General features: G+C 59.0%; 13 protein-coding genes and 4 tRNA genes. 14 read left to right on the top strand and 3 right to left on the bottom strand.

Annotated elements, in window-relative coordinates; translation table 11 throughout:
* The 4 genes from V7Q10_RS06825 to V7Q10_RS06810 all read left to right on the top strand — a co-directional run.
* Window positions 1–1135, top strand: a 1135-nt coding sequence (locus V7Q10_RS06825) for a DegT/DnrJ/EryC1/StrS family aminotransferase (protein WP_333868313.1), incomplete at its 5' end; no start/stop codon positions are given.
* A gap of 73 nt (window positions 1136–1208) precedes the next feature.
* Window positions 1209–1283, top strand: a tRNA-Gly gene (locus tag V7Q10_RS06820).
* Between the two features lie 143 nt (window positions 1284–1426).
* Window positions 1427–1501 (top strand) — tRNA-Gly (locus V7Q10_RS06815).
* Between the two features lie 120 nt (window positions 1502–1621).
* Window positions 1622–1695: transfer RNA gene (locus tag V7Q10_RS06810), tRNA-Cys, on the top strand.
* A gap of 63 nt (window positions 1696–1758) precedes the next feature.
* Here the strand turns inward: V7Q10_RS06810 and V7Q10_RS06805 are convergent.
* Both V7Q10_RS06805 and V7Q10_RS06800 read right to left on the bottom strand, forming a co-directional pair.
* The gene (locus tag V7Q10_RS06805; RefSeq protein WP_333868312.1) at window positions 1759–2346 is read right to left on the bottom strand and encodes a hypothetical protein; all 588 of its coding nucleotides are present in this window, start codon (window positions 2344–2346) and stop codon (window positions 1759–1761) included.
* An 82-nt stretch (window positions 2347–2428) separates the two neighbouring features.
* Window positions 2429–2515: transfer RNA gene (locus V7Q10_RS06800), tRNA-Leu, on the bottom strand.
* A gap of 189 nt (window positions 2516–2704) precedes the next feature.
* Here V7Q10_RS06800 and V7Q10_RS06795 point away from each other — a divergent pair.
* Both V7Q10_RS06795 and V7Q10_RS06790 read left to right on the top strand, forming a co-directional pair.
* Window positions 2705–3409, top strand: a complete 705-nt coding sequence (locus tag V7Q10_RS06795; protein ID WP_333868311.1) for a CoA transferase subunit A — start codon at window positions 2705–2707, stop codon at window positions 3407–3409.
* Complete coding sequence (locus tag V7Q10_RS06790; protein WP_333868310.1) at window positions 3409–4035, top strand: 3-oxoacid CoA-transferase subunit B; 627 nt, start codon at window positions 3409–3411, stop codon at window positions 4033–4035. The genes V7Q10_RS06795 and V7Q10_RS06790 overlap by 1 nt, the downstream gene beginning before the upstream one ends.
* A gap of 103 nt (window positions 4036–4138) precedes the next feature.
* Here V7Q10_RS06790 and V7Q10_RS06785 read toward each other — a convergent pair whose 3' ends face one another.
* On the bottom strand, window positions 4139–4975 hold the full coding sequence (locus V7Q10_RS06785; RefSeq protein WP_333868315.1) for a lytic transglycosylase domain-containing protein: 837 nt from the start codon (window positions 4973–4975) through the stop codon (window positions 4139–4141).
* Between the two features lie 385 nt (window positions 4976–5360).
* Here V7Q10_RS06785 and V7Q10_RS06780 point away from each other — a divergent pair, with 385 nt between their 5' ends.
* From V7Q10_RS06780 to V7Q10_RS06745, 8 genes are all read left to right on the top strand, one after another.
* Complete coding sequence (locus V7Q10_RS06780) at window positions 5361–5564, top strand: pilus assembly protein (RefSeq protein ID WP_442885832.1); 204 nt, start codon at window positions 5361–5363, stop codon at window positions 5562–5564.
* A gap of 192 nt (window positions 5565–5756) precedes the next feature.
* A complete protein-coding gene (locus V7Q10_RS06775) occupies window positions 5757–5948 on the top strand; it encodes a hypothetical protein (RefSeq protein ID WP_333868308.1) in 192 nt (63 codons plus the stop codon).
* Between the two features lie 46 nt (window positions 5949–5994).
* The gene (cpaB, locus tag V7Q10_RS06770) at window positions 5995–6846 is read left to right on the top strand and encodes a Flp pilus assembly protein CpaB (RefSeq protein WP_333868307.1); all 852 of its coding nucleotides are present in this window, start codon (window positions 5995–5997) and stop codon (window positions 6844–6846) included.
* Between the two features lie 205 nt (window positions 6847–7051).
* Entirely contained in the window at window positions 7052–8467 is a 1416-nt protein-coding gene (locus V7Q10_RS06765) for a type II and III secretion system protein family protein (RefSeq protein WP_333868306.1), read from the top strand.
* A 3-nt stretch (window positions 8468–8470) separates the two neighbouring features.
* Window positions 8471–9124: an OmpA family protein gene (locus tag V7Q10_RS06760; protein WP_333868305.1), complete on the top strand. Its 654-nt coding sequence runs from the start codon at window positions 8471–8473 to the stop codon at window positions 9122–9124.
* Between the two features lie 136 nt (window positions 9125–9260).
* Window positions 9261–10538, top strand: coding sequence for an AAA family ATPase (locus V7Q10_RS06755; protein WP_333868304.1), 1278 nt, complete (start codon window positions 9261–9263; stop codon window positions 10536–10538).
* Between the two features lie 27 nt (window positions 10539–10565).
* Window positions 10566–12026: a CpaF family protein gene (locus tag V7Q10_RS06750; protein ID WP_333868303.1), complete on the top strand. Its 1461-nt coding sequence runs from the start codon at window positions 10566–10568 to the stop codon at window positions 12024–12026.
* Between the two features lie 8 nt (window positions 12027–12034).
* Window positions 12035–13006 carry a type II secretion system F family protein gene (locus tag V7Q10_RS06745; protein ID WP_333868302.1) on the top strand — a complete coding sequence of 324 codons (972 nt, stop codon included), beginning with the start codon at window positions 12035–12037 and terminating at the stop codon, window positions 13004–13006.
* Window positions 13007–13012 lie beyond the last annotated feature (6 nt).

Raw genomic sequence — 13012 nt, 5'->3', positions numbered from 1 at the left:
CCCGCAGGCCGCGCGGGCGGAGATTGATCGGTTGTTAAGCTCTGGCGACCTGTTTCGCTACACGGCTGCAGCAGGGGCGCCAGTGGCGCTTTTAGAGCAAGAGTTCGCAGCGCTTTTGGGCGCGCGTTATGCGCTGGCAGTGTCCTCCTGCTCAGCAGCTTTGTTTTTATCCTTGAAGGCGCTGGATTTGCCACGGGGCGCACGGGTTTTGATCCCGGGTTTTACCTTTGCGGCGGTACCTTCGGCGGTGGTGCATGCTGATTGCCTGCCGGTTTTGGTCGAGGTGGGCGAGAATTACCGCGTTGATATCGGTGATTTTGCCACCAAGCTTGAGGGGGCGGATGCGGTTTTGATCAGCCATATGCGCGGACATACCTCGGATATGGATGCGATCATGGCGCTATGTGAGGCGCGCGGCATTCCGGTGATCGAGGATGCGGCCCATAGTCTTGGCACCGAGTGGCATGGCCGCGCGATTGGCACGATTGGCAAGATCGGCTGTTTTTCCTTTCAATCTTACAAGTTGGTGAATGCAGGCGAAGGCGGCATCTTGATCACCGATGACCCTGAACTTGCCGCCCGCGCTGTGATCATGTCGGGGGCTTATGAGAGCAATTGGAAGAAGCATCCGGGCATGCAGAACAGCTTTATGCTGTGGCAGAACAAATTGCCGCTTTACAACATGCGGATGCAGAATCTTTCGGCGGCGGTGATCCGGCCGCAATTGCCCGAGGTGGCGCTGCGGGTGGCAAAGGGGCGTGCGGGCCATGATCGGGTGGCGGGGCAGCTGAACGGTTCGGCGCATCTGCGCGTGCCGCCTGCCCTGCCGCCCGAACAGCGCGCGCCTGATTCCATTCAGTTCAACCTCAGCGGTGATTGGAGCGATGCGCAAGCGCTGGCCTTTCAGGCCGAGGCGAAAAAGCGGCAGATCTCGGTGCAGGTTTTTGGTCTGTCAGAGGGCAATGCCCGCGCATTTTGGAACTGGGAATTCCTTGGCCCGGCCCCTGATCTGCCGCAAACCCGGGCAATGTTGATGCGGGCTTGCGATGTGCGCTTGCCCACCCGGCTGACCGAGGCCGAGTTGGATTATATCGCCCAAGGCCTGATTGAGGCGGCAGAGGTGGTGCGCGGATAAATCCTTTGGGCCTATGCATTTTTGCTCTTGCAAGGGCGGTGCTGCTCGCTTATCTCACGCCCATCCGATCGGTGCGGGCGTAGCTCAGGGGTAGAGCATAACCTTGCCAAGGTTAGGGTCGGGCGTTCGAATCGCCTCGCCCGCTCCATCGGATTAAGCAAAGGGCGCCCTCTGGGCGCCCTTTTGCATTGCCGCGCAAGCGCTTGATAAAAATAGTAACATTGCGCAAAAAACTCAGCATCTCCCCCTTGCACTGTCGCCGCTGGGCCAGTAAACCCACACCTACGGAGTGCGGGCGTAGCTCAGGGGTAGAGCATAACCTTGCCAAGGTTAGGGTCGGGCGTTCGAATCGCCTCGCCCGCTCCAGTATCAAATCGGCCGTCCTTCGGGGCGGCCGTTTGCATTTTCAAGCTGGCGCCAAGCTGGCTTTGTGTGTTTCCCCCCTTGCACCCCTCGCCGCTTTCCCCTATTCCCTCAAGACGTTGAGGCGGGTGGGCAGGCAGGCTATGCGCTGGATTGCAAATCCATGTAGATCGGTTCGATTCCGATACCCGCCTCCAATTTAACCTGCAATCACCTTAGCTTACCATGGCGCAAGCGGCATCAGACCTTGATCTGCGCGCTCACAGATCGCCGTGGCGATGGCCCTGCGCATCCAGCCACCAGCAGCGAATTTGATCACCATCGCGGCTTGGATCGGCGGCGTCGGCAAGCTCCTTATGGCACATAAGCCCTGCGATCTGCATTTGGCCCAGCGCGCCGTAGCCAAGCTTGGCAGTGATCACCTTATCAATGAGAAACGGGCTCAGCTCGTCTGCGCGTGCGCAAGACGGATCGGCGACGATGCAGGCCAGCCGGTCGCGCTTGGCGTCCTCTTCGGCCAAAAGCTGCGCCACCTCGGCGAGAAATGCGGCCTCAGTCGCGATATAGGCCTCAAGCGCTGGCAGTTTTGCCACCGCAGGTTTCTTCAGCTTGATCCGCCCCTCACGATAAAGTGCCAGCAACAGCCGCGCCCCGATCGGCGAGATCAGCTGCACAGGCCCGTCAAAAAACGCAACCTCGCGCTCCTCTGGCGTCAGCCGCAGCGTGGCACAGCGCCCATCCAAAGCCGCCCGCCGCAGCGCCGCCAAAGCTGGCGTGCGATGCACATTCGGGATCATCTCGATCACCGTCAGCGCCGGTTTCAGGCGCGCACGAATACTCCACAGCATGGCGATGTCTCCTTAGGTTTGCGGCAAAAATCGCCCGCACTCGGCCCGCCTGCCCCAAGCTACGTCAGTGCTGTGGGATCGGTGGTACGGGCGGTGGGACTCGAACCCACACGGGCACAAGGCCCAACAGATTTTAAGTCTGGTCTGTCTACCATTCCAGCACGCCCGCACAGCGCATCAGGCAGCAGGCGCTGCCCTGACCTTTCCCTAGCCTGTTCCTGCGGCCTAAACAATATCCTGCCTGCACGCCGCAACACTTTCGCCAAAGCGGCGGGGAAAACCCGCCTCGCCGCAGCGCAGCGATTGACACCGCCCCATTCCCTGCTTTTATGACCACCAGAGTTTGCGGAGGACGCACATGAAGAAAATCTACCCCACGGCTGCGGCGGCCCTCGATGGGCTGTTGTTTGACGATATGCTGATCGCGGCGGGCGGCTTTGGCCTTTGCGGCATCCCCGAACTGCTGATCGCCGCCATCCGCGACGCGGGCACCAAAGGTCTGACCGTGGCCTCGAACAATGCAGGCGTTGACGGCTTTGGCCTTGGCGTGCTGCTGGAAACCCGGCAGGTCAAGAAAATGATCTCGTCTTATGTCGGGGAAAACGCCGAATTCATGCGCCAATATCTCTCTGGCGAGCTCGAGCTGGAATTCAACCCCCAAGGCACGCTGGCCGAACGCATGCGCGCAGGCGGTGCCGGCATTCCCGGATTTTACACCAAAACCGGCGTCGGCACGGTGATCGCCGAGGGCAAAGAGGTGAAAACCTTCGACGGCCAGGACTATATCTTGGAACGCGGCATCGTCGCTGACCTCTCGATCGTCAAAGCCTGGAAGGCCGACCCTTCGGGCAACCTGGTGTTCCGCAAAACCGCGCGCAACTTCAACCCGCCTGCCGCCACCTGCGGCAAGGTCTGCGTCGCGGAAGTCGAAGAAATCGTGCCGCTTGGCGCGCTTGACCCCGACAGCATCCACCTGCCCGGCATCTATGTGCACCGCATCGTGCAAGGCGCACACGAAAAACGCATCGAGCAACGCACTGTGCGCAAACAGGAGTCCGTGTAATGTGGGACCGCAACCAAATGGCGGCCCGCGCCGCGCAAGAGCTGCAAGACGGCTGGTATGTCAACCTTGGCATCGGCATCCCGACGCTGGTGTCAAACTACATCCCCGAAGGCATCGAGGTCACCCTGCAATCGGAAAACGGCATGCTCGGCATGGGCCCCTTCCCGCTTGAAGGCGATGAGGACGCCGATCTGATCAACGCCGGCAAGCAAACCATCACCGAACTGCCGCAAACCGCCTTCTTTGATTCCGCGCAATCCTTCGCGATGATCCGCGGCGGCAAAATCGCAATGGCGATCTTGGGCGCGATGGAGGTGGCCGAAAACGGCGATCTGGCCAATTGGATGATCCCGGGCAAGCTCGTCAAAGGCATGGGCGGCGCGATGGATCTGGTCGCAGGCGTCGGCCGCGTGGTGGTGGTGATGGATCACACCTCGAAACACGGCGAAAGCAAGGTGCTGAAAGCCTGCACCCTGCCGCTCACCGGACGCGGCGTGGTTGACCGCATCATCACCAATCTCGGCGTGCTGGATGTCGTCGAAGGCGGGCTCAAAATCGTCGAATGCGCCGAAGGCGTCACCGAGGCAGAACTCCGCGCAGCCACCCTCGCCACCATCCTCAACTAACCCAGCCCCTCCCCCTTCATCTGTCTAAAAATATCCTCGGGGGGAGGGCTTTGGCCAAAGGCCAAGGCCCGTGGGGGGCAGACAGCCCCCCGCCACGCCTGACCTACTCCTCCACCGCAATCACCTTGAACACACAAGGGTCGCTCACCAATTCGGGCGGTGTCAAACATAGCCCCTGCGCCACCTGCCAAGCCGCCAGCACCTTGGGAACATAGTCGCGGGTCTCGGCAAAGGGCGGCACACCGTTGTTGGCTGCCACCGCCCCCTCGCCCGCATTATAGGCCGCCAACACCATCACCGGATCGCGATTAAAACTCTGCATCAGAAAATCCAGATAGGCCACACCGCCCTGGATATTCTGCACCGCATCCAGCGAATCGCGCACGCCAAAGCGCGCGGCGGTCGCGGGCATCAGTTGCATCAGCCCCTGCGCCCCGGCCTGGCTTTCTGCGGTGGTCTCACCAGCGCTTTCGATCCCGATCACCGCCAGCACCAGCGCTGGCGAGACCTGCGTGCCAATCGTCGCCTTTAAAATCTCGGTACCATAGCGCTGCGCCAGCGCTTGCATCTGCTGCAACCGCGGCGCGGCAACCTGCGCGCCCTCTGGGCCGCGTGCAAGCTGCGCCAGCGCAAGCTCAAACCGCCCCGAAACCTGATCCCGCTCGGGGGCCACAGCCTGCCAAAACCAATCATAGCGCGCCAAGGCCTTTGCGGGTGGCGCTGGCGCGACGGGCCCCAAGGCGGCCTGCGGGGTGCTGACGGGCTTTGATTGCGCACGCGACAGGGCTTGCAGCACACGGGCCTGCTCTGCCGGATCAATCTGCACGGTGATGCGCTTGCCCGCCGCGATCTCAGCAACCTTGATGCGTTTAAAGCCAAAGCCCGCGCCCAACGGCTCTTGGCCCTGCGCCCCAAGCGGCGCAAGGCTGAACAGAATCATCGTGGCCACCGCCAAACTGCCTCGCACCACCTTGGATGCCGCCTGTCTTGTTATCCTTGATGCGTTTTTCGCAGAGCGATGCGGAAATTTCTACGGAATTTGCCCCAGATTGCGGCAATTTCGCCCAAATCGGCGCAAAGGACACGCCGGAATTCAACGTCAAGGCCAGGTTAACCCAAAAATAACCTATATCCTTCAGGGTGTTATAAAATACTTAAGAATATATTGATTGTCCTTAAATTGTCCCGCGCAGGCCGAAGTCTGGCCACGTTTAGAGGTGCATATAGGGGCATACCGAACGGCAGCGACGAAACAGAGAGCGGCGCAGAACCAACCGGATCGGTATAGAAAAGCAAACCTTGGAAAGGGACTTATTATGATGACTTTGAAACTCCGCAAACTGTTCAAGAACTTCAAATCCGACGAGTCGGGCGCTGTGACGGTTGACTGGGTCGTTCTGACCGCAGCCATCGTTGGCCTTGGCATGGTTGTGATGAAAACCGTTGGCGGTGGCATCAGCACCCTGGGCGACACCGTGGTCACTGACTTGTCGGCGCGGTCCTCGGGCTATGAAGCTGCAAGCAAGTAAGCTTTGAACATCACCTGACACAGGTGCAGGCCGCATCCGGGACGGGATGCGGCCTTTTGCTTGCAAGGCTTTTGAGCGGCACCATTGCCAGAACAAAAGCTGTCGCGAAAACGCCTTAGCTGTGCCGCAATCGGGCCACCTTTTACGCGCAGTCTTCCAAAGCAGCCCCTTTGGGCAAGTCATGAGGACCAAATGGTGAACCCCATCAAAGTGTTTCAAGACGACGATAGCGGTGCCGTCACCGTCGATTGGGTCGTGCTTTCGGCAGCAGTGATCGGCATGGGACTGGTCGCGCTCAAGCCGATTGCCTTTAGCACCGAAAGCGCAACCAGCAAGGTTTCGACTGACGTCAGTTCGGTGCCCGTGGGCTTTGAAAATCAATAATCACGCCAAGCCGCCAGGCGGCAAGCTTTGCAAGAAAGGGTAGCAAATGCGGATGATCTTTGGGCTTGTGCTGGCCGTAGGGCTCGCTTTGGCGGGGGCCGCGGTCTATGTCGTACAAGGCTTTATCAACAAGAACCAATCAGCGATGCAGCAAGAACAGGCAATTCTTGCCAAGACAGGCGGGCTGGTCGAAATCTATGTCGCCAACAAGTCCAAGGACTATGGCGAGATGCTGACGCCCGATGATGTGCAGTTGATCTATTGGCCGAAAAATGCCATTCCAGACGGTGCTTTCTTTAAGAAATCAGAACTTTTTCCTGAGGATGCCGCCAATGCGAACCGCTTTGTGCAGCGCCAGATCGAAAAGTTTGAACCCCTGCTGGCGGTCAATATCACGGCGCCAGGCGAACAAGTGGGCCTGAACGGTTCGATCGCCAAGGGCGAACGCGCCTTTGCTATCGAAGTGAAGGCCGCTGACTTTTTGCAACCGGGCGACCGCGTCGATGTTTACTGGACAGGGTCGGTCTCTGGCAATTCCGGTGACATCACCCGCCTGATCGAAAGTCAGCTTCGAATCATCGCAGTTGATCACAACTCCAAGGCCAAACCGACCAGCGGCGAGATCCAGAACCGCACCGTCACCGTCGCCGTCAGCCCCGAACAGGTTGGCCGTCTGGTGCAAGCCCAAGCCACGGGGCGTCTGGTGATGTCACTGGTGGGGCATGGCGATGACACCGTTACCGGCCAGATTGATGTCACCACCGAAGGCATGTTGGGCATTGTTCCAGCCTTAACCGTCGCAGCCCCAATGGTGGTGCAGCCGCTTGCGAAAACCTGCTCGATCAAAACCCGAAAAGGCGCAGAAGTGATCGAAATGCCGATCCCCTGCACCAATTGACGCCGCAGCCGATAGTTGTGCGACCACAGCGGCTTGTGGTCGCCGGCACAAGGCCAGCAAAACTTTGCGCCATCAGACCGGACGCTTACATAAGCTTCGGTCTGCAACCATTTGATTATTGCAAAAAAAGATCAAATGTAGCATCTTAAGGATAGGAAAAGCGCAAAATGACTTCTCCAGACGCGTGATCGAAAAGGCAGGCTCCATGAGTATAGGACGCATCTTCGCGGTGGGATGTTTGGGCGTGGCCCTGGCATCGGCGTCGCTTTCGCTGGCGCAGGCGCAAACGCTGCGCGTGATGCAGGGCTCGACGCCGCAACCGCTTGAGGTGCCGCTGAACCGTGCCGTGGTGGTCGAAAGCGACACGGCCTTTGCAGAGCTTTCGATCGCAAACCCCGGTATTGCCGATATATCCACCCTGTCGGATAAGACGATCTACGTTCTGGGCAAGGCCCCCGGCCGCACCACGATGACGCTGCTTGGCGCTGATGGCAGGCTGATTTCAAACGTCGATGTCAGCGTCTCGCCCGATGTGGCCGAGTTCAAGGAACGTTTGCAGCAAATTCTGCCCGGCGAGCATATCGAAGTGCGCACCGCCAATGATGGCATTGTTCTGTCGGGCACGGTTTCTTCGGCGGCAAAGCTGGACCGCGCCTTGGATCTGGCCGCGCGCTATGCCCAAGACCGCGTCTCGAATCTGATGAGTGTCGGCGGCACGCAACAAGTGATGCTGAAGGTGCGCTTTGCCGAAATGCAGCGCTCGGTGTCGAAAAATCTCTCGGCCTCACTGGGGATCTCGGGCGGCTCGACCAGCGGGCTGATCGGCGGCACCGGCCAATTGGCGCAAACCTCGAACCTGACTGCGCTGCTCAATGGCGGCGCCTCCTCGACACTGACCTCGGCCAACCAAGCGAGTGGACGGATCTTATTGGGTGGTGGTGTCGGGGGGCTTGAATTTGGCGTTCTGCTGGAAGCGCTTGAAAGCAAAGGCTTTGTCCGCACGCTTGCCGAGCCCAATCTGACTGCGCTTTCAGGCCAAGAGGCCAAGTTTCTGGCAGGCGGCGAATATCCCATTCCGGTAACTCAAAGCTCTGGCGCGGTCAGCGTCGAATATAAGCCCTTTGGCGTCGAGCTGAACTTTACCCCCTTGGTGATTGAAGATGGCAATATCAATCTGACCATCAACGCCGCAGTGTCTTCGATCGACACCACCACCACCCTCACCACCGGCGGCGTCAGCGTCAACGCCTTCAAGCGCCGCGAAACCTCGACCACAGTCGAGATGCGCGACGGCGAAAGCTTTGCCATCGCGGGGCTGTTGCAAGATGATTTCACCGATCTGGCCAGCCAAGTGCCTTGGCTGGGTGATATTCCGGTGCTGGGGGCGCTGTTCCGCTCGGCTGATTACGCGCGCAAGCAATCCGAATTGGTAATCATTGTCACACCGCATCTGGTCACCCCCACCCGCGGCGAGGCTTTTGTGTTGCCGACCGACCGTGTCAAAATCCCCTCCGAGCGCGATCTGTTCCTGAACGGCCAAGTTGCGCGGCCTCAGAAAGGCGCTGCGGGCGAAGTCGCGCGGCAAGATTTCAGCGGCTCTTACGGCTATGTGATGGAATAGATGATGAAGTTGCGCCCCTTTGCTCTGATTGCGCTTACCTTTACCACGCTTGCCGGATGCTCTGCCGCCAGCTTTGACCGCGAGGCGGGCTATGAGGTGGATGAGGGCGGATTTGGCAATCCAAGCATGCTAAACAGCCAAATCATGTCCGGCCAGCGCAACTTATCACAACAGCTGGCGCAGCGCTTTGCCGCAGAGGTGCCAAATACCATTACCTTTGCCACGAATTCGGCCGAGCTTAGCGCCGAAGCCCGCGCCGTTCTGGCCCAACAGGCAAGCTGGATCCGTCAGTTCCCCGAAGTGCGCTTTCGCGTCTATGGCCATACCGATCTGGTCGGCTCTGCGCGCCAAAACCAAGCCTTGGGCCTGCGCCGCGCTCGCGCCGCTGTCAGCTATCTGACTGGCCTTGGCATCGGCTCGGCACGGCTTGAAGCGGTGGCCTCTTATGGGGAAAGCCATCCTCTGATCCAAACCACCGCCCCCGAAGCGCGCAACCGCCGCACGGTCACCGAAGTCACCGGCTTTGTGGCGCGCAGCCCCGACATCACCAGCGGCAAATTCGCAGCCGTTGTGATGCGCGAATATGTCGAAAGCGCGACTCGGGCGCATCCGAACAATTCCGAAACCACCTCGGCGCTGAAACCCGCAGGCGGCTAATCGAGCTAAAATCAAAGATTGACGCGATTTTAGCCCCAATCTCGCCACCTTCGTCAACGATCTTGCAGTCACAGGAAGCCAAGCGCTGCGGCCATGCAGTCGGCACCCTCGATGGCAAGATAGGAACGATGTGACGATGACAAACCTTGCAACTTTGCAGCCCGAGCCCGCGCCGATTTTGGCCTGCACGATCTCGCGGGATGTGCAGAATTTCGAGATGTTGATCGACGAAATGGAAGATGCGCTGGGGGAAAACTGGGGCGATCTTAGCTTTGATCACGCGTTGAGCTTTCTTGAGCAACCCGAGGCCGCGACGCTGCGCTTTGTCGCGCTTGCGGTGAATGCTGCCGACGAGACCGATCTAGCGCTGATTTCCGACATCCTGCGCTGTGCCAAATCCAAAGCAATCAGAGCGATTTTGGTTGTCGATCAATTGGGTCCGGTGGCTTTGCATCAGCTGTTGCGGCTGGGGGCCGAGGAATTCGTTCCCTATCCCTTGCCCCAAGGCATGTTGCAAGAGGTGATTGCGCGGTTGCAAAGCCCAGCCCCCGCGCCCAGCGCCGCCGCAGCCCCGGTTCATGCAGCCGCTCCCCCCCCGCCCGAAACCGGCGCCAGCTTTAAGGCCAAGGGCGACCGGAATGCGGTGGTTTTACCTGTTCACGGGCTGGCGGGGGGCTGCGGGGCCTCGAATTTCGCAGTTAATCTGGCTTGGGAGCTTGCCTGCGTCGAGCAGGCAGAGCCGCTGCGCGTCTGCCTGTTGGATCTTGATTTTCAATATGGTGCGGTTGCGACCTATCTGGATCTGCCACGCAAAGAGGCAGTGTTCGAGCTTTTGTCAGATATTGCGAACGCTGACAGCGACTCGCTGGTGGCCGCGATGCAGACCTTTAAAGATCGGCTGCATGTGCTGACCGCCCCTGCCGATATGCTGCCGCTTGATATTGTCAGCGCCGAGGACATCACCCGCCTTTTGGATATGGCGCGTGCCAATTTTGATTATGTCGTGATCGACATGCCCAAAACCATCGTCGCTTGGACCGAAACCGTGCTGGGGGCGGCGCATGTCTATTTTGCGCTGATGGACCTGGATCTGCGCTCGGCGCAAAACGTGCTACGGCTGAACCGCGCGCTGAAGGCCGAGGGGCTGGCACATGAAAAGCTGCGCTTTGTGCTGAACCGCGCGCCAAAATTCACCGATCTTTCTGGCAAATCACGCGTCAAACGCATGGCCGAAAGCCTGGATATCTCGATCGAAGCGCAGCTGCCCGATGGCGGCTCACAGATCAGTCAAGCCAATGACCACGGCCTGCCACTGGCTGAAACTGCCGCGAAGAACCCACTGCGCAAAGACATCGCAAAGCTGGCCAAAACGCTGGTTGATCTGAACAAAATCGCGGAACAGGCCAAGGCATAAGCGCACAAGCGCACAAGGGGGATTACGATGTTTTCGCGTTTCAAAAAGCCAGAACCACAGGGCGGCGCGCCTCATGGCGTTGTAATCAATGCCGCGGTTGCGGCTCAGACCGCGGCTTTGGTAGCGCCACAACCAAAACTTGACGCGACAGCGGCCAAGCCCGTCAGCGCCCCGGCACGCCCCACGGCCGAAGTCACCGCCGCAGACAAAGAGAAAAAGCGCAAAGAACGGCTGGGCCAGCTAAAGCAAGAGCTGCACAAGCGCCTGCTGGAAAATCTTAACCTTGCCGCGCTCGAGACCGCCTCTGAAGCCGAACTCAAGGCCGAAATCGCCGCAATCTCGGCCGAGGCCTTGGAAGAGCTTTCGGCGGTGCTGCCGCGTGAAGACCGCAATCTGTTGAACCAAGAGCTTTATGACGAAGTGATGGGGCTTGGCCCGCTGGAGCCTTTGCTAAAGGATGAGACGGTTAACGATATTCTTGTGAATGGCCCAAACCGGATTTTTGTTGAACGGGCGGGCAAGCTAACATTGACCGACATCACGTTTAAAGACGAACGCCATCTGCTTCGGATCATTGATAAAATCGTCTCGGCTGTCGGGCGGCGGGTGGACGAATCCAATCCCTATTGCGACGCGCGCCTGCAAGATGGCTCGCGGTTTAACTGTATGGTGCCGCCGGTGGCGGTGGATGGCAGTCTGGTCTCGATTCGTAAGTTCAAGAAAGAGAAACTGGGCATCCCTGATCTGGTGCGCTTTGGCGCTTTTACCGATGCGATGGCGCTTTATCTGCAAGCGGCGGTCTCGTGTCGGCTGAATGTCATCGTCTCGGGCGGCACCGGTTCGGGCAAGACCACGACGCTGAACGCACTGTCGTCCTTTATTGACAACACCGAGCGGGTTTTGACAATCGAAGACACCGCCGAACTTCAGCTGCAACAGATCCACGTTGGCCGGATGGAAAGCCGCCCTGCCAACGTCGAAGGTAAGGGGGCTGTCACCCAGCGCGACTGTCTGCGCAACGCGCTGCGGATGCGGCCTGATCGCATCATCGTGGGCGAAACCCGTGGCGAAGAGGTCATCGACATGCTGCAAGCGATGAACACCGGCCATGATGGCTCGATGACCACGATCCACGCCAACTCGGCGCGCGATGGCATCTCGCGGCTTGAAAACATGGTTGCTATGGCCGGGATCGAGATGCCGCTCAAGGCCGTGCGCTCGCAAATCGCCTCGGCGGTGAATTTGATCGTGCAGGCCTCGCGCTTGCAAGACGGCTCGCGCCGTATGGTCTCGATCACCGAAATCACCGGCATGGAGGGCGAGGTGATCTCGATGCAAGAGGTGTTTCGCTACGAACGCCTGGGCGTCGAGCCCAATGGCACAATCATCGGCCGCTTTAATGCCACCGGTGTGCGCTCGCATTACGCTGACCGCTTTCGGCAATGGGGCTATGATTTACCCGCCTCGATTTACGACCCCATTTTGTAAGGTTTATCATGACATTAGAAGCCGCTCCGCTGATCTACCTCCTGATCTTTGCCGCCGTGCCCATGCTGGTGGGCGCGCTTTATCTTGCGGTCTTTGGCAATTCCATCAACCTAAACAACCGCGTCAATCGTCGCTTGGCGCTCCTGGAAAAATCCAACAACAACCGCGCACAGGTGCTGGAACAACTGCGCAAAGAGATCAGCCAGCATATGAATTCGCGCGGCATCCCGCTGTATTCATTGCTGGCGACCAAGGCGCAAAAGGCCAATATTGCCTTTACCCCTCTGCAATTGGTGATGATTATGGCAGCCATCAGTGCGGCCAGCTTTGTTGGCTTTAGCATCGCCACCTCGGCTTCGGCGCCAATCTGTGCAGGGGTTGCGATCAGCCTTGGCGTGGGCGGCGTGTATTTCTGGGTTAATGGCAAAGCCAAAAAGCGCATCGCCTTGATGGAGGAGCAACTGCCCGATGCGGTCGAGCTGATGGTGCGCTCGCTGCGCGTCGGCCATCCGTTTTCCTCTGCAATCGGCATTGTCGCGAAAGAGGTATCCGATCCTTTGGGCACCGAATTTGGCCTGATTGCCGACGAGGCCGCCTATGGACGCGATATTGCCGAAAGCCTCAAAGCCTTTGCCGAGCGGATGGACAACCAGGATCTGCGGTTTCTGGCGGTGGCGGTGAACATCCAACAGACCGCCGGCGGCAATCTGGCAGAAATTCTGGAAGGTCTGGCCAAGGTAATCCGTGCGCGGTTTAAACTGTTTCGCCGCGTCAAAGCCATCACAGCCGAGGCGAAATGGTCTGGCGGCTTTCTTTCGGCCTTTCCGCTAGGGGCAGTTGTCACCATTAAAATGCTGAAACCCGACTATTACGATGCAGTGCAAGACAGCCCCTATTGGATACCGGCGCTGATCACTGTTGGGGTCTTTTTGGTGATCAACATGATCTTCATGCGGATCATGGTAGATATCAAAGTATGAGGCCGC

Origin of the sequence: Cypionkella sp., assembly GCF_036782355.1 — a bacterium.
Classification (GTDB): Bacteria; Pseudomonadota; Alphaproteobacteria; order Rhodobacterales; family Rhodobacteraceae; genus Cypionkella.
The sequence above is the reverse complement of the archived record's forward strand: the minus strand, read 5'-3'. Positions and strand labels throughout refer to the sequence as shown.

What these genes read in the sequence shown, in the direction of transcription:
- V7Q10_RS06805 (WP_333868312.1), bottom strand. Translation starts at nt 2,346, where the DNA reads ATGCTGTGGAGTATTCGTGCGCGCCTGAAACCGGCGCTGACGGTGATC.
- V7Q10_RS06795 (WP_333868311.1), top strand. Translation starts at nt 2,705, where the DNA reads ATGAAGAAAATCTACCCCACGGCTGCGGCGGCCCTCGATGGGCTGTTG.
- V7Q10_RS06790 (WP_333868310.1), top strand. Translation starts at nt 3,409, where the DNA reads ATGTGGGACCGCAACCAAATGGCGGCCCGCGCCGCGCAAGAGCTGCAA.
- V7Q10_RS06785 (WP_333868315.1), bottom strand. Translation starts at nt 4,975, where the DNA reads ATGATTCTGTTCAGCCTTGCGCCGCTTGGGGCGCAGGGCCAAGAGCCG.
- V7Q10_RS06775 (WP_333868308.1), top strand. Translation starts at nt 5,757, where the DNA reads ATGGTGAACCCCATCAAAGTGTTTCAAGACGACGATAGCGGTGCCGTC.
- cpaB (WP_333868307.1), top strand. Translation starts at nt 5,995, where the DNA reads ATGCGGATGATCTTTGGGCTTGTGCTGGCCGTAGGGCTCGCTTTGGCG.
- V7Q10_RS06765 (WP_333868306.1), top strand. Translation starts at nt 7,052, where the DNA reads ATGAGTATAGGACGCATCTTCGCGGTGGGATGTTTGGGCGTGGCCCTG.
- V7Q10_RS06760 (WP_333868305.1), top strand. Translation starts at nt 8,471, where the DNA reads ATGAAGTTGCGCCCCTTTGCTCTGATTGCGCTTACCTTTACCACGCTT.
- V7Q10_RS06755 (WP_333868304.1), top strand. Translation starts at nt 9,261, where the DNA reads ATGACAAACCTTGCAACTTTGCAGCCCGAGCCCGCGCCGATTTTGGCC.
- V7Q10_RS06750 (WP_333868303.1), top strand. Translation starts at nt 10,566, where the DNA reads ATGTTTTCGCGTTTCAAAAAGCCAGAACCACAGGGCGGCGCGCCTCAT.
- V7Q10_RS06745 (WP_333868302.1), top strand. Translation starts at nt 12,035, where the DNA reads ATGACATTAGAAGCCGCTCCGCTGATCTACCTCCTGATCTTTGCCGCC.